At 63.3% G+C, this 24,206-nt stretch carries 21 protein-coding genes and 1 tRNA gene; 5 read left to right on the top strand and 17 right to left on the bottom strand.

The genetic code is table 11. The annotated features are described in order from the left end of the window. Window positions 1-2 precede the first annotated feature (2 nt). Window positions 3-590, top strand: coding sequence for a TetR/AcrR family transcriptional regulator (locus E4634_RS10065; RefSeq protein ID WP_135443469.1), 588 nt, complete (start codon window positions 3-5; stop codon window positions 588-590). Between the two features lie 51 nt (window positions 591-641). Continuing rightward, window positions 642-1,880: a cytochrome P450 gene (locus tag E4634_RS10060; protein WP_135443467.1), complete on the top strand. Its 1,239-nt coding sequence runs from the start codon at window positions 642-644 to the stop codon at window positions 1,878-1,880. A gap of 159 nt (window positions 1,881-2,039) precedes the next feature. Here E4634_RS10060 and E4634_RS10055 read toward each other — a convergent pair whose 3' ends face one another. From E4634_RS10055 to E4634_RS10030, 6 genes are all read right to left on the bottom strand, one after another. Next, a complete protein-coding gene (locus E4634_RS10055; RefSeq protein ID WP_135443465.1) occupies window positions 2,040-2,861 on the bottom strand; it encodes a DUF2894 domain-containing protein in 822 nt (273 codons plus the stop codon). After that, on the bottom strand, window positions 2,854-3,480 hold the full coding sequence (locus E4634_RS10050; protein WP_135443463.1) for an OmpA family protein: 627 nt from the start codon (window positions 3,478-3,480) through the stop codon (window positions 2,854-2,856). Before E4634_RS10050 ends, E4634_RS10055 begins: the two co-directional genes overlap by 8 nt. Then, window positions 3,477-5,684 (bottom strand): coiled-coil domain-containing protein, encoded by a 2,208-nt coding sequence (locus tag E4634_RS10045; protein WP_135443461.1) that lies wholly within the window; start codon window positions 5,682-5,684, stop codon window positions 3,477-3,479. Before E4634_RS10045 ends, E4634_RS10050 begins: the two co-directional genes overlap by 4 nt. Beyond that, window positions 5,681-6,382, bottom strand: coding sequence for a DUF3348 family protein (locus E4634_RS10040; protein ID WP_167854843.1), 702 nt, complete (start codon window positions 6,380-6,382; stop codon window positions 5,681-5,683). The genes E4634_RS10045 and E4634_RS10040 overlap by 4 nt, the downstream gene beginning before the upstream one ends. A gap of 326 nt (window positions 6,383-6,708) precedes the next feature. After that, complete coding sequence (locus E4634_RS10035; protein ID WP_135443457.1) at window positions 6,709-7,611, bottom strand: pirin family protein; 903 nt, start codon at window positions 7,609-7,611, stop codon at window positions 6,709-6,711. Between the two features lie 68 nt (window positions 7,612-7,679). Further along, window positions 7,680-9,464: a monovalent cation:proton antiporter-2 (CPA2) family protein gene (locus tag E4634_RS10030; RefSeq protein WP_135443455.1), complete on the bottom strand. Its 1,785-nt coding sequence runs from the start codon at window positions 9,462-9,464 to the stop codon at window positions 7,680-7,682. A 206-nt stretch (window positions 9,465-9,670) separates the two neighbouring features. Between E4634_RS10030 and E4634_RS10025 the strand changes: the two genes are divergently transcribed. Further along, window positions 9,671-11,494, top strand: coding sequence for an alkaline phosphatase family protein (locus tag E4634_RS10025; protein WP_135443453.1), 1,824 nt, complete (start codon window positions 9,671-9,673; stop codon window positions 11,492-11,494). Between the two features lie 209 nt (window positions 11,495-11,703). Here E4634_RS10025 and E4634_RS10020 read toward each other — a convergent pair whose 3' ends face one another. The 3 genes from E4634_RS10020 to E4634_RS10010 all read right to left on the bottom strand — a co-directional run bounded on the left by E4634_RS10020 (window position 11,704) and on the right by E4634_RS10010 (window position 15,697). Further along, on the bottom strand, window positions 11,704-13,512 hold the full coding sequence (locus E4634_RS10020; RefSeq protein ID WP_135443451.1) for an ATP-dependent nuclease: 1,809 nt from the start codon (window positions 13,510-13,512) through the stop codon (window positions 11,704-11,706). Window positions 13,513-13,629: 117 nt separating this feature from the next. Continuing rightward, window positions 13,630-13,857 (bottom strand): hypothetical protein, encoded by a 228-nt coding sequence (locus E4634_RS10015; RefSeq protein WP_135443449.1) that lies wholly within the window; start codon window positions 13,855-13,857, stop codon window positions 13,630-13,632. A 556-nt stretch (window positions 13,858-14,413) separates the two neighbouring features. Continuing rightward, window positions 14,414-15,697 carry a metal-dependent hydrolase family protein gene (locus E4634_RS10010; protein WP_135443448.1) on the bottom strand — a complete coding sequence of 428 codons (1,284 nt, stop codon included), beginning with the start codon at window positions 15,695-15,697 and terminating at the stop codon, window positions 14,414-14,416. Between the two features lie 472 nt (window positions 15,698-16,169). Between E4634_RS10010 and E4634_RS10005 the strand changes: the two genes are divergently transcribed. Then, window positions 16,170-17,168 carry an acyltransferase gene (locus E4634_RS10005; RefSeq protein ID WP_135443446.1) on the top strand — a complete coding sequence of 333 codons (999 nt, stop codon included), beginning with the start codon at window positions 16,170-16,172 and terminating at the stop codon, window positions 17,166-17,168. A 461-nt stretch (window positions 17,169-17,629) separates the two neighbouring features. Here E4634_RS10005 and E4634_RS09995 read toward each other — a convergent pair. The 8 genes from E4634_RS09995 to E4634_RS09960 all read right to left on the bottom strand — a co-directional run bounded on the left by E4634_RS09995 (window position 17,630) and on the right by E4634_RS09960 (window position 23,642). Further along, window positions 17,630-17,706: transfer RNA gene (locus E4634_RS09995), tRNA-Arg, on the bottom strand. A 68-nt stretch (window positions 17,707-17,774) separates the two neighbouring features. Further along, complete coding sequence (locus tag E4634_RS09990; protein WP_135443444.1) at window positions 17,775-19,058, bottom strand: acetyl-CoA hydrolase/transferase family protein; 1,284 nt, start codon at window positions 19,056-19,058, stop codon at window positions 17,775-17,777. An 85-nt stretch (window positions 19,059-19,143) separates the two neighbouring features. Beyond that, window positions 19,144-19,560: a hypothetical protein gene (locus tag E4634_RS09985; RefSeq protein WP_135443442.1), complete on the bottom strand. Its 417-nt coding sequence runs from the start codon at window positions 19,558-19,560 to the stop codon at window positions 19,144-19,146. Between the two features lie 14 nt (window positions 19,561-19,574). After that, window positions 19,575-20,012, bottom strand: a complete 438-nt coding sequence (locus tag E4634_RS09980) for a hypothetical protein (protein ID WP_135443440.1) — start codon at window positions 20,010-20,012, stop codon at window positions 19,575-19,577. Window positions 20,013-20,071: 59 nt separating this feature from the next. Next, on the bottom strand, window positions 20,072-20,479 hold the full coding sequence (locus E4634_RS21845) for a PGPGW domain-containing protein (RefSeq protein WP_135443439.1): 408 nt from the start codon (window positions 20,477-20,479) through the stop codon (window positions 20,072-20,074). Beyond that, on the bottom strand, window positions 20,479-21,426 hold the full coding sequence (locus E4634_RS09970) for an alpha-L-glutamate ligase-like protein (protein WP_135443437.1): 948 nt from the start codon (window positions 21,424-21,426) through the stop codon (window positions 20,479-20,481). The genes E4634_RS21845 and E4634_RS09970 overlap by 1 nt, the downstream gene beginning before the upstream one ends. A 2-nt stretch (window positions 21,427-21,428) precedes the next feature. Further along, a complete protein-coding gene (locus E4634_RS09965) occupies window positions 21,429-22,958 on the bottom strand; it encodes an inactive transglutaminase family protein (protein ID WP_135443435.1) in 1,530 nt (509 codons plus the stop codon). A 6-nt stretch (window positions 22,959-22,964) separates the two neighbouring features. Further along, window positions 22,965-23,642, bottom strand: a complete 678-nt coding sequence (locus tag E4634_RS09960; protein ID WP_135443433.1) for an ATP-dependent zinc protease family protein — start codon at window positions 23,640-23,642, stop codon at window positions 22,965-22,967. Between the two features lie 161 nt (window positions 23,643-23,803). Between E4634_RS09960 and E4634_RS09955 the strand changes: the two genes are divergently transcribed. Next, on the top strand, window positions 23,804-24,109 hold the full coding sequence (locus E4634_RS09955) for a DUF4124 domain-containing protein (protein ID WP_135443431.1): 306 nt from the start codon (window positions 23,804-23,806) through the stop codon (window positions 24,107-24,109). The last annotated feature ends 97 nt before the right edge of the window (window positions 24,110-24,206 follow it).

The following is a 24,206-nucleotide window of genomic DNA, read 5'->3' as shown; positions in this document are numbered from 1 at the left end:
ACATGGCGCGCAAGAAACTGCTGCAACCGCACTACGCGACGGCCACCGACCCGCGCATCCTGCACACCCGCCAGGCCCTGCGCCAGGCGCTGCTGGACCTGGTCGGCGACAAGCCGCTGGAGCAGATCAGCATCCGCGAGATCGCCGCCACCGCGGGCATCGGCTACAACACGTTTTTCCGTCACTACCAGGATCGCGACGCGCTGGTGCGCGCGGTGATCAGCGAGGAACTGCAGCAGCTGATCGAGCTGTGCGTCACCACCCTGGATGCCTCGGATAGCGCCCGCGCCTCCCTCGCCCTGTGCGAGTTCGTCGCCAGCCACGACGCGCTGTGGTCCACCCTGCTCACCGGCGGCGCCAGCAACCTGCTGCGCGAGGAATTCATGCGCCTGCTGCGCGAGCAGACCGCGGCGCGCATCGCGGCCAACGCCACCTCACCGGCAGAAGTCGGGGTGCGCCTCGTCGCTGCCGGCACCCTGGAAATTCTCGGCTGGTGGCTGGAACAGCCGCGGCGCATGCCCGCCGCCGAGGTGGCGAAGATCTACGAACAACTGGTGGTCGCGCCGGTCATCGACGCCTACATGGAATAACGACCGTACCCGCCGGCCCGGAGCCGGCAACGATAAAAGAGGAACACCGCAATGTCGGAAACTGCTGTCAAAGCCTTCGGCAAGGTCCCGGACCACGTACCGCCGGAACTGGTCTGGAACCACAGTCTCAACGCCTTCACCTCGGAGCTGGACGACCCGTTCATCGCCGGCGGGCGCCTGCACGAGGGCCCGGGCATCATCTGGGCCGGCGAGGCCTCGCTGGGCAAGGCCGGCTGGGTGCTCACCCAGCACGACCTGATCCGCGATGCCTTCATCGACTGGGAGCATTTTTCCAGCACCCGCGACACCAGCTCCGGCGAAGTGCTGGGCGAGGCCATCATGCGCATGATCCCGGTGGAAGTGGACCCGCCCGAGCACCACCACTACCGCTACCTGCTCAACCCGCTGTTCACGCCAAAGCACGTGAACAACTACGTCGACATGGTGCAGCAGACCTGCGACCGCCTGGTCGATGAGGTGGCAAAGAAACCCGAGTGCGAATTCATCAGCGAATTCGGCGAGTTGTTTCCCAACTCGATCTTCCTTTCGCTGGTCGGCCTGCCGCAGGAGGAACTGCCGCAGTTCCTGGCCTGGGAGCGCCAGCTACTGCGCTCCGGCGACCAGGCGGATTTTGAAAAATCCCAGGAAGCCGCCGGCCTGATCTTCCAGTACCTGTACGGTTTCGTCACTAAAGAGCGGGAGAACCCGAACCGCACCGAGTTCATGGACACCCTGATCAACGGCCAGGTCGACGGGCGCCCGATGAACGACATGGAAATTCTCGGCACCTGCTTCCTGCTCTATGTCGCCGGCCTGGATACCGTGTACAGCACCCTGGGCTGGATCATGCGCCACCTGGCCAACGACCAGCCGTTGCAGGACCACCTGCGCAGCAACCCGCAGGACATCAACAAGGCGGTGGAAGAGTTCACCCGCGCCTTCGGCGTGCCCGCCCCGCACCGCCGGGTAACCAAGGACTTCGAGTTCCACGGCGTGACCTTCCGCGAGCACGACACGGTGCTGCTGCCGCTGTACCTCGCCGCCCGCGACCCGCGGGTCTACCCGGACCCGCACCGCATCGACATCAACCGCGGCGCGCGCAGCCTGAGCTTCGGCACCGGGCCGCACTTCTGCCTCGGCGTGCACCTGGCCAAGCGCGAGCTGCGCGTAGTGATCGAGAAATTCCTGTCGCGCTTCAGCCGCATCTCCATGCAGCCGGGGGAACAGTACGAGTACCACACCGGTGGTGTGCTGGGGGTCGATCGGCTGCCGCTGTTGCTGGAAAAATAGCGCAGTAAAAAAAGGGCCCGGTCCCGGTGCGCGGCAGCGCATCGCCAGGGTTTGTCATGTGATTAGCGCGCCGCCGGACTTCGGCGGTCGTGGCTATTTCAGGCGCTATCCCCAAGCGCTATCCCAAGCGCTATCTCAAGCGCTATCTCAAGCGCTATTTCAGTTGTCGCCCAACTGCTCCAGGTAGAGCAGCGTATTCAGCCAGGTTACGTAGCGCGCGCTGCACTGGGGGGAGAGTTCCTGCATGCTGGCCAGCGCGCGGGTGACCAGCTTCTGTGGATTGAGCGGACCGGACTCCTGCGGCGCCTCGGCTACCGACTGCGCCAGCAGGCGCTGGGCGCCGCTGCGCTGCATGCGCTGCCGGTAGGAACGCGCCGAGCGCAGTTCGGGGCTGGCCAGGCCGGCGCCGAATTCCGCCAGCACCGCCCTCTCCTGCTGGCGCAGGTCCCCTTCCAGGGAGCTGCCGCCCTCGTCCAGTGGCGAATCCGCGTGCAGCGCTTCGATCTGCGTGACCAGTGCCAGTAACGGCCCTGGGGCGGGCTGCTGCCGGCAGCTGTGTTCGAGGCGGGCCAGGGCGCGTCCGTCCCAGTCCGCCAGCGCGGCGTTGATCGCCGGCGCCAGGGCGGGCACGGCGTCGAACAGTTCGCGCGCCCGTGACGCCCAGTCCTCGCGTGCCTGTTCCGCCTGTTCGGTGTAGCGGCCCAGGGCTTCGCGCGCGCGCTGCTCGAACCAGGACGCCAGTTCGCCCTGCGCCGCCTGCGCCCGCGCGACCAGCGCCTCGAGGTAGGCGAACCGGGCTGCATCGAAACGCCCGGCACCGACCGTGCGCAGTGCCTGGAGCGCCTCGTCGAGCGCCAGTTCGGCGACCTGCGGCAGCGCGGCGGGTAGCTGCAAAGCCGTGGACGGTTGCGCACCCTCGGGCAGTTGCGCCGCCAGCGGATCGACGTCCTGCGCTTGCGTTCCCGCCGGCCCCTCAGCCATCGCCACCCTGCCTGGGCACCGGCGCCATCTCCACCCGGCGGTTGCGGGCGCGGTTGTCCTCGTCGCTGTTTGGCGCCACCGGCTGCTGCTCGCCAAAGGCGGCGGCAAACACCAGCGATGCCGGCATGCCCGCATCGATCAGCGCACGGGTGACGGTCAGGGCGCGCTGGGCGGAGAGCTCCCAGTTGTCGTCGAAGTGCAGGTTGTCCTCACGAATCGGCAGGTCGTCGGTGAAGCCGCTGACCATCAACAGCTCATCGCGTTCGGCCAGGTAATCCTGCAGCGGGCCGATCAACGAGCCGAGCAGCTCGCGGCCCTCGGCCTGCAACTGCGCGGAATTCAGTGCGAACAGCACATTGCCGGAGATGCCGATACGGCCGTCGCGCAGGGAGATGCGCCCCGAGGCCAGCGGTTCGGCCAGCGCCCGCTCCAGCTGTTCGCGGCGCTGCTGCTCCACCTGGCGCTGCTCGGTTTCCGCGGCCAGGTCGCGGGCCAGCTCCAGCTGGTAGCCGATGACCCAGACCAGGATCAGCACGAACACGCCGACCAGCGCCGCCATCAGGTCGCCGAAGATCGCCCAGACCGGCGCCTCGGTGCTGTTGTCGTGCAGCTCGCTCACGCGTTGGCACCCGGTTCGAACAGTTGCTGCTGGCCGCCAAGGTGACGCAGTTCCTCGATGATCTCCTTCTGCGAGAGCACGCTGTGGTCGATGATCTCGCGGGCCTGGGCCACGTAGTAGCCGAGCTGTTCATCGCTGCGCGCGCCAGAGCGCTCCATGGCATCCTCGATGCGCTGCAGGGCGTCGATCAGCGACTGGTTGGCGTCGCCGAACTGGGTGACCGCCGCGCGGAAGGATTCGCCCAGGCTGGCCACCTCCCCGGCGCTGCCGGCAACATCCACCGCGAGGCCGGCCAGGCGCTCCACGTTGCCGTCGACCCGGCCGCCGATGCTGTCGCCCAGCTCGGCCAGGGTCTGGGCGGAACTGGAGACCGCCGCCTGCACCGCTGCAAGCTGGCCATCGGCGTTGGTCTCGAGTCGCTCGAGCACTTCGCCGAGGCGCACCAGCAGGTCCGCGCGCTCTTCCAGCAGCTGGTTGTCGCGCGCCACGTTGTTGGACAACTCCTCGCGCAGGCGGGCGATCACCTCGGCGGCGGCGCGCGGGGTTTCCGAGGCGGTCTCGATCAGGCGCGTCATCGGCGCTTCCAGCGACTGGCCAAGCTGGGCCAGGTGTTCAGCGGCCACGCCCTCCAGTGCCTCCAGGCGCGCGGTGGCCGCCTGTGCCCGTTCGGCCTCGGCATCGCGCAGGGCCGCGAGCTGTGACGCCGCGGTTTCCGCCAGCGCCTGCAGGCGCTCGCTGGCCGCCTGCGCGCGCCCGGCTTCGGCATCGCGCAGGGCCGCAAGCTGTGATGCCGCGGCATCCACCAGCGCTTGCAGGTGCTCGTCCTGCTGCGCCAGGCGCGCCGCCTCGGCCTTGTCGCTGGCTTCGCGCTGGTCCTCGAGCGCCGCGGCCAGGGACTGCAGCTGTTGCAGCAGCTGGGCGCCGCGCGCTTCCTCCGCGCTGTGCAGGGCCGCCAGCGCATCCGCGCTGCGCTCGACCAGCGCCTGCATGTGCTGTTCGTGCTGGGCCAGGGAGCGCTCCTCGGCGGCCTCGCGGGTCTCGGCCAGCGCGTTGGCCCGCGCGAACAGGCCCTCGAACTGCGCCAGCAATTGCTCGGCCTGCGCCTGTTGCTGCGCCTGCTGCTCGCGCGCGGCGCGCTCCATGCCCTCGCCGATACGCTGGACCAGTTCGGCGCCGGCCTCGGCCTGGCGCTCGCCGGCGGCAACCACTTCGGCCTGTACCGTGTTGGTCGCCTGCGCCAACTGCGCCGCCGCGTTGGCGGCCTGTTCCCGCGCCAGTTCCGCCAGTTGCTCGCGGGTGCGCTCGCCGTGCTCGGCGAGATTGCGCGCGGCGCTGTCTGTCGCCTCGCGCAGCGCTGCGCCGGTGTTGCGCGTACTTTCGTCGAGGCTGCTGCACAGGGTGTTGCCGACATCCTCCGCCAGGCGACCAAAGTCCTCGCGCAAGGCGCCGTAGAGTTGCTGCTGGTTGCCACCCAGGGTGTCGCCCAGTTCCGAGCCGAGCCGCGCGAGGCGGTCCACCAGTCGGTCGAGCCGTTCCACTACCGCGGGCACCGCCGCGGACTGTGCCTGCAGCGCCTCGAAGGTCTGCTGCCGCTGCCGGTCCAGGTGGTGCTGCGGGAATACATCGCGGGCGAAGGCGTCGAGCCCGGCACCCGCGAGCATGCGCTCACGGCGGCTGAACACGGAGAGCAGGCCGAGGCAGGCGGAGGCCGCGATACCGGCGACAGAGGTGCCGAATGCGACGCCGAGGCCGGCGATAGGCGCAGCCAGGCCGGCGCGGATCGACTCCAGCTCGGTGCTGCCCTGCAGTGCGCCGACCGCGCCGGACAGGGTATCGACCATGCCGAAGAAGGTGCCGAGCAGGCCGAGCATGACCAGCAGGCCGACCAGGTAAGGCGTGAACACCGGGCCCGGCAGGCTCGCGCCCTGCCCTTCGATGCGCGCGCGCACCGCAATGCGCAGGCCGGGTTCGACGCCCGCCAGCCAATCGCCGAGCGCCGCATCGCGCGGGCCGGCCAGGGCGGCCGCCAGACTGGCGGTGGCGCGACGGAAGCGCCACAGCTCGATCACACCCGCCGCGTAGGCCACGGCGATAAGCAGCGTGATCGCCAGTGCCAGGGCACTGCCGCCGACAAACCGCGCGGCCACCCAGGCCACGATACCGGCGCCGAGCAGGGTTATCAGGAAATAGAGGACTCTGTTCATAGGGGATTACGTTCCAGGTGTTCGTCGAGGGCCTCGACCAGCCCCAGCACAGGCAGCAGCCGGTCGGACACTTCCGCCAGCAGCAGCGCCTGCACATCGGATTTCAGTTGTTGTTCGGCGTCCGCGGCGCCCTGCAGCAGCGCCTCGCGGGCCGCCGCCTGCATGCGTACCAGCACGCCTGGAATGGACGCGAAAAACTTGCGGCTGTGGCCCAGCAGGCTGCCCATCAGGGCCTCGTCGAGCAGCGCCAGGCGCGCCAGTTCCGGTGTACACCCGCGCAACGCGTCGCGGCAGCGCTCGTGCACGCCGATCGCGCGCATCTCCATCTCGCGCTGGTGGGCCAGGTAGAAGCGCCGCAGCGCGTCACCGCCGCCCTCCTCCAGCACCGCGTCCGGCCAGCGGATGCGCGTGGGGCCGGAGTCCGGCACCAGGGAGCGCATCACCGTGGCGATCATCGCTGCGCGCACGCGCAGGAAGTCCTCGCGGGCGCGCGACGGCGCATCGTCCGCGTCGGCGGCCTCGAAGGGCTGACGTTGCAGCGTCGCCAGCGTGTCCGCCAGCGCCACCGACTGGGAGAGATCGAACAGCGTGCCCAGGCGCTGCCCGAAGTGCCGCGGGTCCGGCCCTTTCGCCGGCCCGCCGAGGGAGGCGAGCAGGCTGCCGAGGCGGGACTGGCTGAAGGCGGTAGAGCTTGGCACGCGGCTTATCTGGCTCCCGTTGGGGAAATCTCACGCCCGACGCACCATCGAATAGCTAACTTATTGATTTAAGTGCTTTTTTACGGGCTCACAGGCAGGTTTTTGCTGGCCGAGCATTATACGTGGGCGGGGGTTGATGGCAAGGGCGGGAAGACACCGAATCTGGCGAAAGCGCAAGCTGCGCGGCGCGGGCTTCCCCGGGGCAAAAACCGGCCGGGTCGCGTTGATCCCGGCCCGGTCGGGGCGGTCGTGAGGGTGCCTCGGGCCGGTTTGTCCGGGGTTTCAGGCCGAGACCGTGGACCGCCCCGGCAGCCGGGCGCCGGCGCTCACTCCGGCAGCGGGATGAATTCGTCGTCCCCCGGTACCATGGCAAAGCGCTTGTCGCGCCAGTCCTGTTTGGCCTGCTCGATGCGCTCGGGGCGGCTCGAGACAAAATTCCAGAACAGCTGCCTCGGCCCGATGTTGTCGCCGCCGATCACCATGACCCTGCTGCTCTCCAGGGCGCGCAGCTGGACACGCTGCTCGGGGCAGGCAATGGCCATCACGCCAGCCTGTACGGTCTCGGCGTCGACTTCCACGCTGCCTTCGACGACGTAGAAAGCCAGCTCCGCCTCGCCCTCGGGCAATGCGAGTTCGGCCCCGGCCTGCATCTCGATATCGAGATAGAGCGTGCGGGAGAAGGTTTGCACCGGCGAGGACTCGCCGTAGGCCTCGCCCATGATGATGCGCACTCGGGCGCCCGCGAGGGAAAGCTCCGGCAGGTCACCCGCCGCATAGTGAGTGAAGGCCGCGTCGATCTCCTCCTGCGCCACGGGCAGCGCGATCCAGCTCTGGATGCCGTGCAGGTGCGAGGTGGTATCGAGGTCCGAACCGGCGCGCTCCGAGTGCACGATGCCGCTGCCTGCCACCATCAGGTTGACCGCGCCCGGGCGGATGGGCTGCTCTACCCCGAGGCTGTCCCGGTGCATGATCTCGCCGCGGAACAGGTAGGTGATGGTGGCGATGCCGATATGTGGGTGCGGACGCACCGCGATGCCCTTGCCGGGCGGAAATTCCGCCGGCCCCATGTGATCGAAAAACACGAAGGGGCCGACCATGCGCCTTTCTTTTGCCGGCAGGGCACGACGCACGGAAAACTCGCCGAGGTCGGCAAGCTTGGGCTCGATGCGCAGGCGAATGCTGCCCTGGCGCTCGTCGCAAGGGGCGTCGCCGCTCTCGAAAAAACTCATCTGTCTTCCTCCTGTATGAGTACGATACGCGCGGCGCGCAACATAGGATTGCCGCCCTGTCCCGGTCGTCAGCGTTCTGTTGTGCGTGATTCTTCCGCGAGTTCCAGGGCGTCGCGCGCAAACAGTTCCTCCAGTTCCCGGGCCGACTCCCTGGCGAGCGCCTGCATTTTCTGCTCGTCATCATGCAGGCTGCGGTGTTCCAACAGCCGTCTCTCGTCGTGTTCGCGGAACCGGTCCACTGCCAACCGCGCCGCCTTCGGGTCCAGCCCCAACCCCAGAAGGATATCGTTGGTCAACGCCAGCGACGAATGCAGTGTCTCGCGCCGGATAAACCTGACGCCAAGGTCCATCAGCCGGTAAGCGTGCTTGCGATCGCGGGCGCGGGCGTAAATCGCCAGTTCGGGAAAGTGTTCCCTGATGACCGCTGCTGCCTTCAGCGACTCGTCGGCGTCGTCGATCGCCAGCACCAGCAGTCGCGCCGAGCCGGCGCCGGCGGCCTCGAGCAGGTCGATGCGCGACCCGTCCCCGTAGTAGATATCGTTGCCGTACTGGCGCACGAAATCGACCTGCTGGTGACTGGCGTCCAGCGCGACGAAGGGAATGCGCTTCGCCGAAAGCACACGGGCCACGACCTGCCCGAAGCGGCCGAAGCCGACGATGAGCACCGGGGGTTCCTGCGCTTCGATCTCGTCATAGTCAGGCGCCTTTTCGGCGCGGCGCAGGAAGCGATCATTGAGCAGGAACAGCAAGGGCGTGGTCACCATCGACAGGGACACCGCGACGATCAACAGCTCGGAAAGCGAGGCGTCCAGGGCCCCCGCGGTAACCGCGACGCCGAACAGCACAAAGGCGAATTCGCCGCCCTGGGATATCGCGATACCGAGCTTGCCCGAATCCGCGGATGACAGGCCGGACAGGCGACCGAGCACCACCAGCACGGCGAGCTTGGTGGCAACGATTCCGACTACCGTTATGGCAATGACACCCGGACTTTCCACCAGCAGCCCGAGGTTCATCGACATACCCACGGCGATGAAGAACAGACCCAGGAGCAGACCCTTGAAAGGCTCGATATCCGCTTCGAGTTGGTGGCGAAACTCGGAGTCGGCCAGCAGGACACCGGCGAGGAAGGCGCCGAGTTCCATGGAAAGACCGGCGAGCTGCAGGAAGAATGCCGTACCGAAAGCGACCAGCAGCGCGGTCGCCGTGAGGATTTCGCGCACCTTGCTCCGGGCGGCCAGCCACAGCAGGAAGCGCAGGATATAGCGCCCCCCGAGCACCACCACCAGCAGGGCGCCGACACTCACCGCAGCGCCCTGCCAGCCCCCCGACGCCCCGTTGGATCCACTTCCCAGCAGCGGCAACAGCGCCAGCAGCGGCACTACCGCGAGGTCCTGGAACAACAGGATGCCGAACGCGGACCTGCCCCAGCGCGTGGTCAGCTCGCCGCGCTCGGCGAGCAACTGCAGTGCAAACGCCGTCGAGGAAAGCGCGAGTACCAGGCCGACCACCACCGCCTCGGAGATGGAACCTGCGCTTGCATACATGATGGCCGACAGCGCAATGGCCGACACGATGAACTGGGCACTACCCAGGCCGAATATCGAGCGGCGCAGCGCCCACAGGCGGCTGGGCCTCAGTTCCAGTCCAATAATGAACAGCAGCAGGACGACGCCGTACTCGGCAAAATGCAGGATCTTGTCGACATTGCTGACGACCCCCAGCGACCAGGGGCCAACCAGGACGCCGGTAATCAGGTAGCCCATGACGGCCCCGAGACCCAGGCGCGCGGCGAGGGGGACGAGAACAACGGCCGCGATGAGTAGCAGGATGAGTTGCTGGGGGCCGGGCATGGCGGCTCCTTTGGGGCCGGGCGGAAAGGCCTCCAGTATATTGCCTGCTGCCACCTGTGCCCACGTGGCACGGTTACAATGTACGGCCGCCCGGTTCTGCGCCGTTGTTCAAGCTGCCCTGTTAATCCTGTATGGTTTGCCTGGACAGTGGTTCGACCAGAACTGGCAACCGGCCGACTGAACGCCGCCCCTAAAGGATGAGATTGATGCAACAGATAAACAGGAAGACTGCGACCAAAGGCGCGCGCTTGCCCTTCACGAGCCTCCTCCCCAGGCTCCTGTCCCGCCGCCTTGCAGGACTTACGCCCTCATCCTGGTCAATTGGGGTGGCCCCGTTTTTTCTGCTGCCCAGCCTTGCCGGTTGCGCCCCCGGCGCTCAATCCACGATTCCGGATACAGTCGCAGCCCGGGAACGGCCTCGGCTGATCCTGCAGATCACCGTGGACCAGTTGCGTGGCGACCTGCCGCTTCGGCATCGCGCGCAATTCGGAGAGGGTGGCTTTCGCTACCTGCTCGAGCAGGGTGTCCACTACGACAATGCGCACCACGCCCATGCGAACACCGAGACCGTGGTCGGCCACACCACACTGTCCACGGGTGCGCACCCGGCAGCGCATGGCATGGTGGGCAATCTCTGGTACGACCGCAAGGCCGGCCGTACCGTCTACAACATCGAGGACGCCGACTATGCAATGCTGACCGGCGGCGGGGGCGTGAACTCAGACACGGAAGTCGATCCGACGCAGCTTGCCGCAGGAACCGACGGCCGCTCACCCGCGGCAATCCTGACCTCCACCTTCGCCGACGAATTGTCGATCGCGACACTCGGCAAGGCGAAGGTGTTCGGGGTGTCGGTGAAGGACCGGGGCGCGGTGGCAATGGCGGGTCACACCGGCAAGGCGTTCTGGTTCTCGAAAGCCGCGGGGCAGTTCGTGACCAGCAGCTACTACTACGACGCGTATCCCGAATGGGTGGCAGCGTGGAATGCCAGGGGTGTGCCGGCAGGCTACGACAACGCATCGTGGAATCTCCTTCACCCGGCTGCGGACTACCTCTTCGGTGATCGCGATGACCAGGCCTGGGAGCCCGACTTTGCAGGTTTCGGCCGGACTTTTCCGCATCCGTTCTCGAACGTCGCGGACCCCTACTTCACCACCAAGCTGACCTTCAGCCCCGCGGGCGATGAGATAACCGCCGATTTCGCCAAGGCGCTCATCGACGCCGAAGACCTCGGCGACGACGCGGTGACCGATTTCCTCTCCATCAGTTTTTCGTCGACCGATTACATCGGCCACGTGTTCGGCCCGTCGAGTCTCGAAGCCGAAGACAACCTGCTGCACCTCGACCGCACACTGGCCGACCTGTTTGCCTACATCGACCGGGAGATCGGCCTGGAGAACACGCTCATAGTGCTGTCTGCCGACCACGGAAGCCCGGAGGCGCCTGGCTACCTGCGCGAGCTGGGGAAACTGGGCGGCTATGTCACGCCGGACCAGTGGGATACCACAGCGGCCGCCCAGCGAATCCGCGACAAGTTCGGTATCACCGGCAAGCTGATCCAGGGTTACGACCACCCCTATCTCAATCTGTCCGAAGAAGCCCGCAATACCGAGGGCGTCGATCTGGTAGCCCTCGAGACAGCGATCGCCGAGGCGCTGGTCACGTTTGAAGGCGTGGCCTACGCGTTTCCGAGTTCCCGACTACAGGAAGGGTCGCTGCCCGAGAACGGACTGACGCGCGCGGTGCTCAACAACTACAACCCGGACCGCTCCGGCGATATCTATGTCGTCTTCAACCCGGGCTGGTTCATCAACGACTTTGACGGGCTTTCCGTGACGGTCACCCATGGCTCGCCGTGGCGCTACGACACTTTTGTGCCCATCATTTTCGCCGGCTACGGTGTGACCCCGCAGACGGTGTCACGCAGGGTGCACACCGTCGATGTCGCGATCACGCTTGCCACGGTTGCAGATACAAGACCGCCCGACGGGGCCGCTGGGGATGTGCTGCTGGAGGTTCTGGGGCGTTAGAAGCTGATTGATACGGCGGGCGTTTGTTGGGCTGCCCGTTTCCAGGTAAAACCGCTGATCGGCGAGTTTCCGGCTAAGAGAGCAAGGTATATGACCGCTACCACCTCAAAGGGGACTTTAACGCCTACACCGAGGGCCGGCCAACAGGTCAGTTCACTAACTGAAGGAAGCAGCTTAATTGCACTAGTTACATGCCATACGTGCTAGTCCTAAATATAAGGTCCGCAAACAGTAGTAAATATATGGCGCCATGACTCTGGAATATCGTCAAAGGAACCGCCCCAGTTTTCCTCAATATGACGATGCGCTTTAAAGGGTTTCTCGGAATTAGGCGCTTCATAGCCCAATACATCCTCAATACATTCAGATAGCATCACTCGCCGCTCATCACCAGCAGCTGCAGCAATTGCCGCATTTACAGCTTCAGCACCCGTTGTGCCCTCGTCCCTGTCATGTACTATGAAGTACTCGATACCTAAAGCGTTTAGGTATTTTGCGATGGAAATTAGAACAGGCTTTCCTCGGGCCCTCAAAAACTCGATATTGCCGATAACTTTCGCCCGCTGCTCTACAGATAGCCTAGCTAAAGTCTCTCTTACAACAACTTCTTCCGTGTCCCCTTCGATGAATACGCTCTTACGTGCGAAAAACATCCTAGAAATATAGTCATCGACTTTTAGCAACATCTTCAGATTTTGCTTTTCGTCTGCCTGGAGCGCTTCAAATGCGTCACCGAGATTCAGTGTGCTAGAAGCAGAAAAGCCATCATCCAGAAGATAGAACTTGCATAGACTGACACTCTTTTCTGACCCGAGGTTGACCATATATGGGGAGTGTGTTGTCGCAATGATTTGACAACCCGCGCCTGATAAATCGTAAATAGCATCCCTCATTTGATTTGCAGCGGAAGGATGTAAAAACAACTCCGGCTCCTCGAAGCAGAAAATCGTTGCTCGAGGGAAATCTAGGTTTTGGTTCACAAACTGTTGCACATATCTTAGTAATTGGAACGCTGTAGCACGAATCATCCCGTGTCCTTGATAGCGAACACCTGTTTTGACGTTGCTCTCAAGCTCTACATCGAAAATGGGCTTTATAGTCTTGTCTGGCTGGTCTAGTGAAGCAGAAACATGAACTGCAGATTCGGGAAACAACCGATGCGCCATGTTGTTGAGTTGGTCTATAAGTTTCCCAAAATCCGTATCGCCATCAGTTGGGTCTAGTTCTGCCGCCAACTGGGTTAGGAATATTTGTGCTTGCTTGTAATTTTCGGAGGTTTTTCGAACTTGGCCAAATAAGTCCCCAAGTAGGGAGAATAGAGCGCCGTTTTGACTTGTAAGCTCGGTCATGCACGACTCCGCTGGAATTACTACAACCCTTGGTAGCTTGGATAGAACATTTCCGGGAATACCTCCTGGATTCTCTATCCAGTCTACTTCACCACCTGTATTCACCTCCCATATAGCAGCTAAATCCAGTAGCTTACTCTTTACGGGCGCTGATGTAAGAGGCTTTTCAAAATTTGCGGCGCCAAAATGTTCCTTCAGAAAATCCTCGCTGAAGTCATCCCCTACCAGTTCTTGAACACTCGAACAGTCTGCATATTTCTCGGCTCTTGACCGGGGATACTCTCGCATGAAGGTTTCCGGTTTGCCCTTATCAAGGGCCCAGACCTTTTTATACGTTATTGCACCATTCGTTTCGCCTGGAAGGGGGTCGTCAATAGCGATAATTCGGCCTTTGAACCCAATCCAGTCCTCCGCTTCAACTGGAACATTTCTGTATTCAGCTACAATTTCTATTTCGTGTTCGTAGACGTAGTCTCCTTCATTCTCGTCAAAATGCTTAGAATAGTCTTCACGGTCGACGTTCTTTGCTTTATGCAAATAATCAATTGCATCAAATAGACTGGACTTGCCGGTATTATTTGGCCCGATAAGGAAGGTGGCATCTCTAAAAATGACCTCACATTCCTTAAGCTTCCGGAAGTTTTTGACGGTTATTTTGTGTAGTCGCACTTTATCCCCCTAAAACGGGTGGCCGCGAGTTTCTGTGTCGTGTAACGCTTCAAGCAGGGGCCTGCGTTAGCGGGTCCCTGTGCGAAACGCTCTAGCGGCCTCTCTTATTAGCTGGGCTCATCGCTCCTGCATCTGATACGACTTTTTGGCGTGTCTATTGATATATGCATTGAGGCCGTCGCCTCGCTGAGCGAGTTGCTTCATATTTTCGATGTGGTGGCTGCCAGCACTGCTATAGGTGTATAAGTACTGAGACCCGTCGCTGAATTGCACTCGAATGAAATTTGGCCCTGTTTCATAAAGAACCACACCAGAATCTCGATCAGTATCACGATATCGTTCCATGATAAGTCTTCCTTGAGTCCTTTTTAGTAGTTAAAAACATAGACGGGGCTCACTTTGTCGCCGTCCCGATCTGTAATTTGGGGGATTTGGAAATGTCTTTGCATACCGACGTCCTGTCGATTTGGCTAGCGCGTATAACAGTACAACAGAGAACCACATTTAACTATCTTTGACGGCCACTTCTGATGGCCGCTATTAGGCGAAAGGAGACAGGCAGGTTGGGCGTCGGTGACGATACGCCCTGCGTGGCCAAACACTCGGACTATACAAAAAAGTGGGGGCAAACCTTCAGATCTGCCCCCACTCGCGGTGAACTGAATTCCAGCTCGCGCAGCATATGCACGAAGAAGAACGGGCCGGACAGCGCCTTCGCGCCCTGGAGCGCGGCGAAGAACAGGCTGGAGAACGGGGTCAGAACCGATTTCCCAACGCGACTTCCACTGTCACCTGCGAATTCAACTGATCAGCGCAACAACCTGCTATCTGCGAAAGAAATCAACAGCGTCGCGCTAAGCTTCAACTAGCGCGGCCGTTCGTTTTGACTGCAGTTCCTCTTTCAGTCGACTTGCGGAAGCCTTGCAGGACGATAAATGATCCCGGCTTTCATCACGAAGCCCACTTGCTGCAGCAGCTTGATATCTTCCAGCGGATTGCCTGGGACAGCAACGATATCCGCGCGAAGCCCTTTTACCAACTTGCCCCGGTCTTCCAACCCAAACAGGTCAGCGGTTCGTATCGTGCCAGCCTGGATCGATTGCAGCGGTGTCATGCCACGATTGACCATAGCTTCAAACTCATAGGCGTTTTTACCGTGGGGAACCAGTGGGGCATCGGTCCCCAGTGCAATGAGAGCCCCGGCCTTGATCGCTTCACGCAGGTTGTCGGCGGCCAGGGGTAAAATATGGTTCGCCTTTGCCTGCATTTCTGGCTCCAGCCCCTCCAGTTCGATGGTGTCCAGTAGGCCGGTGGTAGGCACAAGGTAAGTGCCGTTTTTCTTCATCTCGCGGATGATGTCGCGATTGACCATTGAGCCGTGTTCAATAGAGGCCACGCCGGCGAGTACGGCCGCCATGATTCCATCGGCGCCATGCGCATGGGCGGCCACTTTCAGGCCATGTCGCTCCGCCTCTTCAACCACTGCACGCATCTCCTGGTCCGTCATTTGCTGGGCCCCAACACTGGATTCCAGTGACAAAACACCTGCAGTGGCGGAAATTTTTATCGCTTTAGCGCCATGCTTGATCTGGTATCGAGTGGCTTTCATGGCTTCCTCGACACCATCCGCGACACCATAGCGCCAGTCCAGTTCAATGCGGCCCTCCGCGTAGCCCATGGTCGGATCTACGTGACCGCCGTTGATACCGATGGCGTGCCCGGAAGCGATCACCTGGGGCCCTATGATCTGGCCCTTGGCAATGGCGTCAGCAACTGAAACAGTAATCAGGTCCAGACTGGGATACACCTGCCCCATATCGCGGACCGTGGTAAAGCCCCCCATCAGTGTTTCCCGCGCGGATTGTGCAGCGCGCAAAGCGGCACTGGCCGAATTTTCCGTGAGCATTGTTTTGTGGAACTGGGCATCGGAAATCGTCAGGTGCACGTGCGCATCCATGAACCCGGGCAGCAAGGTCATACCGGGAAGGTCGATTTTGATCGCATCCCCAGGGACCGCTGTGGGGTTTATGTCGACAATTTTGTCGCCCTCTACCAGCACCACCGGATTCTGTAGCATGCGTCCGCTTTCCACATCCAGCAGGGCTGCGGCGCGAATCACGCTGCTTGTACCGGCGGATGCAAGAAGGGGTATGCCCATAAGCAGGCCAAGGAGTAATCGAATCATTGTGCTCTCCGGTTATCGTGTGAGAGTGATCGATAAATGACTGATTCGCCACACACAGGAAAAATTATACAAATGGATGCTGGGCGTCGTGAATTCGTTACGTGCCACAAGCTGTCACGATAGCATATGCAAAACGGCCCTTCCCAGGTGAAAGAAGAGGCGTCGGTGAAGAACACGGCGCAGACTGCAGGTCCTGGTTCAGCTGATCAGCCCAGGTCAATTCGACACTAACAGGGAGAATGTGCACGTTCGATGGGCCGTGAATACGACCCACACGCCATCAGCCACACCTACACCGGACCGGAATCGTCACTGATCCGCAGCTCCGAGCATGTATACTGGCCGGGACACTAGTGCCCGGGCGAGAGGGGTCGCTGTTGCTGGAGAAGTGCGTCGCCACGCAACACTGAGCGCGTCACTGCTCACGCAACCTGCGAGACGCCTGCAATGATGTGACTGACGGGATACACGGATGGTATGGCTTGACAACGCCAGGATTCTGGCGATCTTCGCCGTTGTGGTACTCCACACCTGCGCGATCACTCTCGGCGCCAATGCGGTAGGGACCCAGGCGTGGTGGGTAGCGAACGCCTTTGACTCGCTCGTGCGTTGGTCGGTGCCGGTCTTCGTCATGGTCAGTGGCGCACTGCTGCTGGATCCCGCCAGCAAGGACAGCCTGAGAACGTTTTACGTCAAGCGGGTTTCCAAAATACTCATTCCGACAATTGTCTGGACGGTGATCTACCTGCTCTGGACGGTGCACAGGGCGGAAATCAGCGGCGTGGACGTCGAGTTCTCAACGCTTGCCCGGAAGCTGGTGTTCGGCCAGCCGTACTACCACATGTGGTACCTGTACATGATCGTCTCGCTGTATATCTTCACGCCCTTCCTGAGGAAGATGTTCGCGGCACTGTCCAGTAGTGAGAAGACCATACTCATTCTGCTCCTTTTCGGGTTCGCGGCGGTGAACCATCTGGCGGGTAAAGACTCGGGGATTTTTTTCAACCGCTTCCTGATGTACCTGCCGTATTTTCTGCTCGGCTATTTCATCCGCTCGGAAGCCCCTGCCGTCAACGGCAGGCTGATGTTCACTGTGTTCCTGATACTGGCGCTCGCCACCGCCCTGGGTAATTATCTGTTTCAGCTCTATGGTGGGCAGGGGCTGAAGTTCTACTTTCCCGGGAACCTGAGTGTCACGGTAATCCCCGCCTCCATCTGTCTCTTCCTGCTGTTTACCGGCTGGTCGAAACCGCTGTGTCCGGCGCAGTCCAACAGGACCATTTCCACGCTGACCTTCGGTGTCTACCTCGTTCATCCGCTGGTCATCGACGGCTTGCTCCACCTGGGGTTCAATCCCGCTAGCGTCTATCCGCTGGTCACGATACCACTGGTGGCAGCGATGGCATTCTCGGTCTCGCTGGGCATTTCCTGGGTGTTCAGCCGCATACCCCTGCTGCGGCGCACCATCTGATATCCCGCAGAAGGCCGGGCGTGGATCGCCGCACCCCATTCATTCCCGGGTGTCGTCGGCCAGCGTCTGCCTGGAAACCCGGGAAGTGTTGTCAGGCCACCGCAACGGCGACATCACGACACACTACTCCGCCCCCGAGTTTGAGGAGCTTATCGCGGCGGCAAACAGGGGCCGTGGGGAAAAGTCCGGCTAATCTCCGGCACTGGTGATGCTGAAACAAAAAACGGCTGGCTCATGCTGGGCCAACCGTTTGATCTTTTTGAGAATATGGCGCGCCTGGCACGATGACTCACAACGGCCTTCGGGCCGTTGTGCCCCGTGCGGAGCTTCGCCGCTGGCGCGGCTCGGTGTAAATTGCTGCGCAATTTGTCTAACGGACACGCTCGTCCCGACCAGACACCCACCCACAAAAAAAGTGGGGTCAGATCTTTAGATCTGACCCCACTTTTTTTAAGCGGATATGGCGCGCCTGGCACGATTCGAACGTGCGACCGCCTGGTTCGTAGCCAGGTACTCTATCCAGCTGAGCTACAGGCGCGTTGAGGGGGCGTACTATAGGGACCAACCTGTTTACAGTCAAGGGGTTAGGGGCGAGTTTTTCGCCCCCTACACCGCCAGCCCCAGCACGTCGCGCGCCTCGCGCGCCAGGCCCTCGCGGAAGTCTGGGTGGGCGATGTTGATCAGGTCCCGGGCGCGCTCGTTCAGCGAGCGGCCGCGCAACTCGGCGATGCCGAACTCAGTGACCACGTAGTCGACCTGGGCGCGGGTGGTGACCACCCCTGCGCCGCGCTCCAGCGAGGCCACCAGGCGCGACAGGGTGCCGTGCTTGGCGGTGCTGGGCAGGGCGATGATCGACTTGCCGTGTTCCGAGAAGGAGGCCCCGAGCACGAAATCCACCTGGCCGCCCACCCCGGAATAGATGCGGTGGCCCATGGAGTCCGAGCACACCTGCCCGGTGAGGTCGATCTGGATGGCGCTGTTGATCGAGGCCACCTGCGGGTTCTTGGCGATGACCACCGGGTTGTTGACGAACTCGATGTCGAGGAAGACCACTTCCGGGTTGTCGTCGACGAAGTCGTACAGGCGCTGGCTGCCCATGGTGAATCCGGTCACCGTACGCCCGCGGCTGATCTTCTTGTTGCTGTTGTCGATCACCCCAGCCTCGATCAGGTCGAGAACGCCGTCGGAGAACATCTCGGTGTGCACGCCGAGGTTGCGGCGGTCCTTGAGGAAGCCCAGGGTAGCGTCGGGAATGGCGCCGATGCCCATCTGCAGGCAGTCGCCGTCCTTGATGCGGCTGGCGACGATCTCGCCGATGGCGCGTTCGGTCTCGGTGCAGTCGCGGTGCTCGCTCACCAGCAGCGGAGCTTCCTGGACCACCGCGTAATCAATATCGCGGATATTGATGAAGCTGTCGCCGTGGGTGCGCGGCATGTTCGGGTTGATGTGGGCGATGATGCGCCCGGCCACCTCGCAGGCGGCGCGGGTCGCCTCCACGGAGATACCCAGGGAGCAGTTGCCGTGGTGGTCCGGGGTGGAGACCTGGACCAGGGCGGTATCAACGCGCTGCTCGCGGCGGCGGAACAGCTTGGGAATCTCGGACAGGAACACCGGCACATAGTCCGCCCTGCCCTGGTTGATCAACTCCCGGGTCGTCTTGCCGGCAAAAAAGCAGCGGTTGCGCAGGTGTCCGTCGAGTTCGGGGGCGGCCACCGACTCGGCGTGTTCCAGGTGCAGTTGCATGAGGGTGACGCCGCTCAGGTTCCTGGCGTGCTGACCGAGTGCCTCGAGCAACACGGTGGGCGTGGCGGCCATGGAATGGCTCCACACATATTCGCCGGAGCCGATCACGCTGACCGCCTCCAGGGCGGTATCCGTGTAGTGAATCATCGTGGGTTCCTTGGTACCTCGGGGTTCGCGCGCAGTGTGCCGCGCGCAGATGACGCTTTTGCGACAGGCGCTGTCAGTTCAGCGCTCAGTTCACATAGCCGGGACGGGAGTTCATGAACAGGCGGATCGGCCAGTTGCCTTCGCCGAGGGTGATCACCAGGCCATAGTTGTCGTTGTCGTAGTCGCGCAGCCACTTGTACTGGATGTTCAGCTTGGGCAACTCGACGGAGTCCGGCTTGCGCCCGACGACGATCACTTCCTCGATATCGTCCGGGTCGCGCACCGAGGACTTGGGGACGGCGAAGGTCACGGTCTGGGTACCGGCTTCTGCGCCGGGTTGGATATCGCGCAGTTCCACGCCCATGGATTCGCTCTTCTGCCCCTTGACCAGTTCCATCCAATCGCTGGACAGGGAGGTGTCGTCCTGCGCCAGCGACGCTGGCGTGGCGACGGCCAGCAGCAGGGCCAGGGGGGCGGTGACGTTGCGCAACAAACTCTTCACGGGGTGCTTACTCCTCAGGGGGTGTCTCGATCTGCACGGCGTGGCACCGCCACGTCCGGGTCGTGTTCTATGATGGTGTCGCCGGCACGGGTACGCCCGGCACGGTAGCCTGCGGCCGCATCCTCGCGCGCGGCGCGCGAACCCAGCCAGAAGGCGCGCAACAGGTTCACCGCCGCCATGCTCAGGTGCTGTTCCGCGGCGTTCAGCGCCAGGGAGGCGGCCTGCATCTTCTGCTCGGGGCTCAGGTGCCCGGCGCGCGCGGACATCTCGGCATCCACCTCGTCGAGCAGGGCGCGCACCTCGCGGGCGGCCTCGTCCGAGGCGGCGCGCAGTTCACGACTGAACTGCTGCAACTGGGCCGGCGTCATGCTCACCGCACGCGCGCTACGCCAGGTGAGCCGGGCGGGCAGCGTAGCGATATCCACGCCCATGGCGAACAACTGTCCGAGCATCGTGTCCTCCCTCGCGGCCAGACCGCTCCAGTATAGAACCTGGCGCGTCCCGCGCACAGTCACCGCGGCGCGTCGAAGGGCGGCAGGTCGCGGCGGCGGCGCATCCAGTTGAGGGCGTCCAGCACCTTCGGCTGCGCGACCAAAGCACGTTCCAGGCGGTATTTCCCGGGAAAATTCATCAGCATCAGGCCAACCAGCATGGTCAGCAGTCCCTGCCCCGGGGTAAACAACATGATCACGCCGAGCACCAGCAGCAGCGCGCCGAGCAGGTTCTTGAGCGCGCTCAACAACCACTCCGGCGGTCCACTGCGTGGCATCAGGCTGTGCCGGTCCTCGGCGCTGAAATAGTCATGGGGGAGCCGGGCAACCACCCAGGGCACCGCCACCAGCAGGGCGAGCAGCGAGACCAGCGACAATACGCCGGCCCAGAAAATGAGTTCGGGAAGGTACCGCTCCAGGGCCTGCATCAGCTGACGACGGTGAAGGCCTGCCGCGCAAGTTCGATCTTCTGCGCGTTGTCAGTGGCCGCGGCGGCGATCTCGCGGGCCCTGGCCAGGCGATGGCGCAGCCCGGCCTGGTTGGCCACCTGGATGGACAGCCCCGGCCGCGCGTTGAGCTCGAGCAGGGTCGGGCCGCGCTGGCGGTCGAGCACGATATCCGCGCCGAGATACTCCATGCCGGTCATCTCCACGCAGCGCGCGGCCAGTTCCAGCACCTGCGGCCAGCCGGGAATTTCCAGCGCCTCGAAGCTGGCGCCAGTATCCGGGTGTTGGTAGCAGAGGTTGCCGTGCTGCACCGCCGCCACTGCCTTGCCGCTGCCGATATCCAGGCCGACGCCGACCGCGCCCTGGTGCAGGTTGGCCTTGCCGTCGGAGGCGTGGGTGGCGCAGCGCATCATGGCCATCACCGGCACGCCCTTGAACACGATCACGCGCAGGTCCGGCACACCCTCGTGGGAGTAGCTGGCAAGGTACGGGTCGAAATCGATCATCGCCTCGAGCATGGCCTTGTCGTTGCGCCCGCCGAGGCTGTGCAGGCCGGCGAGCACGTTGGACAGGTGTCGGCGCACGTATTCCGCCTCCACCACCTGGCCGCTGGATTTCACATAGCCCTCGCCATCGCGCCCGGTAATCACAAGGATGCCCTTGCCGCCGCTGCCCTGGGTGGGCTTGATGACAAAGCTCTGCAGCGGTTCCAGGCGCCCGATGACGTCGCGCACCTCGTACTGGAACTCGACCACGTCGTACAGCTCCGGCACCGGAATCCCCTGCGCCTGGGCCGCCTTCTTGGTCTGCAACTTGTCGTCGACCAGGGGAAAACGGCTGCGCGGGTTGAACTTGCCGATCAGCCCGACGTTGCGCTCGTTCATGCCCAGGATGCCGTTGCGCCGCAGCACCGCCGGCGAGGCGAACATCTTCAACGCTCGTCACCCAGGGCGCGGAAACGGTACAGCTCGCTCAGGCGGTAGCCGGTGTACTTGCCGAGCAGCAGGATAATACCGAGCAGGCTGAGCATGATTTCCGGGAAATTGAAGGTGAGGTGCGAGACCAGCGAGTTGGACATCGCCAGGTAGGCCAGCACCGCCACCAGCAGGCTGCCGCCGCCCTGCACCAGCACCTCGTGGGGCCCCTCCTCCTCCCACAGGATGGACATGCGCTCGATAGTCCAGGACAGGATGATGGTGGGGAAGAAGGTGACCGTCAGCACCTGGTCAAAGCCCAGCTTGTAGCTACCGATGGCCAGCGCGGCCATGAGGAAGATGACCACGATGACCACCGCGGAGATGCGCGACACCAATAGCAGGTTCATGTGACTGAGCCAGGAGCGAATCCACAGGCCGACGCTGACCAGGATCAGGAACATGGCCAGGCCGACCCACAGCGTCGTCTGCATGAAGGCCAGCGCGATCAGGATGGGCATGAAGGTGCCCGAGGTTTTCAGCCCCACCAGCAGGCGCATGATCACCACTACCAGCGCGGCCACGGGAATCGCCAGCAGCCCCTTGAACACGCCCTGCTGCTCCACCGGCAGCGAATAGATGGAGAAGTCGAGCAGCGCGAAGCGCTCCACCCGCTCGTCCATCACCGCCACGGTCTTCGCCGGCAGGCTGTTGCTGACCAGGGCGAATTCCAGCTGCGAGTCCTGGGCGCCGACCACGTTGAGGATGTTGTCGCCGTTGCGCTGCCAGATGAAATAGTTGGCCGGCAGGCCGCGCTGGGCGGTAGCCGGGTCGAACACCACCCACTCGCGGCCGTTGTGAATCTCGATAAGCGAGGACAGGCGCTGCCGGCGGCGGCCATCCTCCAGGCGAATGCCGCGGATGGCGCGCGCGGGAATCTTGGCCCGCGCCAGCACTGCCAGCAACACCGGCTGCTGCTCGTCGTCCCAGGTGCTGAGCAGGAAGGCGGCATCGGCATCGCTGCTGTCCTCGCCCAGGGCCTGGATCAACTGCCCGGTGAAACTGCCGGGACTCGACGAGCGACTGCGCAGGTTGGCGATCAGGCGGTCCATGGCCGTGGCCTGGTCCTTCTCCAGCATCGGTTGCTGGATGGCGGGCACCGAGTTCTGGCGCAGGGGCTCACGGCGCGGCTGGTAGATCTGCGCCTTGTAATACAGCGTGGTGGTCTCTTCCAGCGACTGCCGCGTCCACACCGCCCAGCGTGCATCGTCGCGCTGCTGCAGGGTGAAGCCGAAGCCCGAGGAGGCAAAGTGCTCGTCGAGAATCTGCCAGCCCGCTTTGGGCTCGGGCAGCTTGAGCTCGATCTCCACTGGGCCGGGTTTGCGCAGGGGGCGGAAACTCACCTTGGACTCCACCGTCCACACGTCGCGCGAGGCGCCGGGCAGCAGCGGGAAGCCCAGCGCGAACACCTTGTACAGCATGAGGCCCACACCGGCGAGAATCAGGGCGCCGGCAATCAGTTCGATACGTTTGCGGGTCGAGAGCATAGGGCCTCAGTTCGCGGCGGTCTCCGGCGCCGGTTTCGGCGTCGGCTGCGTATGGTTGCGGCTGACATCGACCACCGCGGCGTCGAGCAGGAAGTTGCGGCCGATCAGCAGCGGGAACTCGAAATCCTCGCGGTCCGAGAGATTGACGCCGATACGCGTGCGGATATCGCCGATGGTCACCCACATGCGCACCACGTAGCGCCGCTCGAGGTCCTCGCTGTCCTGCTGCTTGATCAGCACGCGGCGTTTCAGGCGCAGCTCCTGCGGGACCTTGGCGCCCTTGTCGTCGAGCAGGTTGAAGCGCACGTAGCGCTTGCCTTCCTTCTCGACCAGCTGGATATCTTCGGCGTGAATCGAAGTGGTCTCCGCGCCGCTGTCGATGCGCGCCTCGAGCAGCAGCCCGGCGGGTTCGACCAGCGCCATTTCCACCGCGCCGATGATCGGCAGGTCCATCTCGTCACCGGTGCTGGTCGGTGCCGGCGCGGGGGCCGGCACGCGGACGATTTTCTCGATCACCTCGGGCGGCGGGCAGGCGGCCGGCTCCGGCACGGCATCGCACACCGGGCACTCGACGGGTTCGGGGCAGGCCAGGGGCTCAGGAGGCGGCGCGTCCGGCGGTGCGGTCGCGCATCCGGCGACACCCGCCAGGCCCACGACGGCGATCAGATTGCGGAAAACATTCATGCGAGGAGAGTAAAGAATCGACCGGGTAAAGTACATATGGCGCGCAGCCGACATCATACAGATAAGCAGGTCACACTTCCGGGCATTTTCCGAGATACTGCTGGACGCACCGGGTGGCGGACCATAACCTGCGACAAAGCATCGAGATACCGGATTTGCACATGCGATACGCGCTCCTGACCACCATGCTGGCCGCCACACTGGCGGCGACTTCCCTGCCCGCCAGTGCCAAGGTCTTCATGTGTGTAGACCCTCAGACCGGCAAGAAAACCTTCACCGACACGGCCTGCCCGAACGCGGACGCCGGGCGCCGCAAGGTGCGCGTGGAGACGGTCAACTTCGGCGATGGCGTGAGCAGCAAGGGCAACCGCGGCGTCTGGGAGAGCGACCGCGACCGCAGCGTCGCGGGGGTCGAGAACTATCGCTCCGGGCAGGCCAGGCGCGAGCCGGGCAACGCCCAGCGCTGAGGTCCCGGGCCCGCCGCCCCATAACCCGCCTCCAGGACTCGCTCCCACAGCACACCAGGCACCAGGCACACATACCGCCGCGGCGCCGGCACCGCCG

Origin of the sequence: Mangrovimicrobium sediminis, assembly GCF_004745945.1 — a bacterium.
Taxonomy (GTDB): domain Bacteria; phylum Pseudomonadota; class Gammaproteobacteria; order Pseudomonadales; family Halieaceae; genus Mangrovimicrobium; species Mangrovimicrobium sediminis.
The sequence above is the reverse complement of the archived record's forward strand: the minus strand, read 5'-3'. Positions and strand labels throughout refer to the sequence as shown.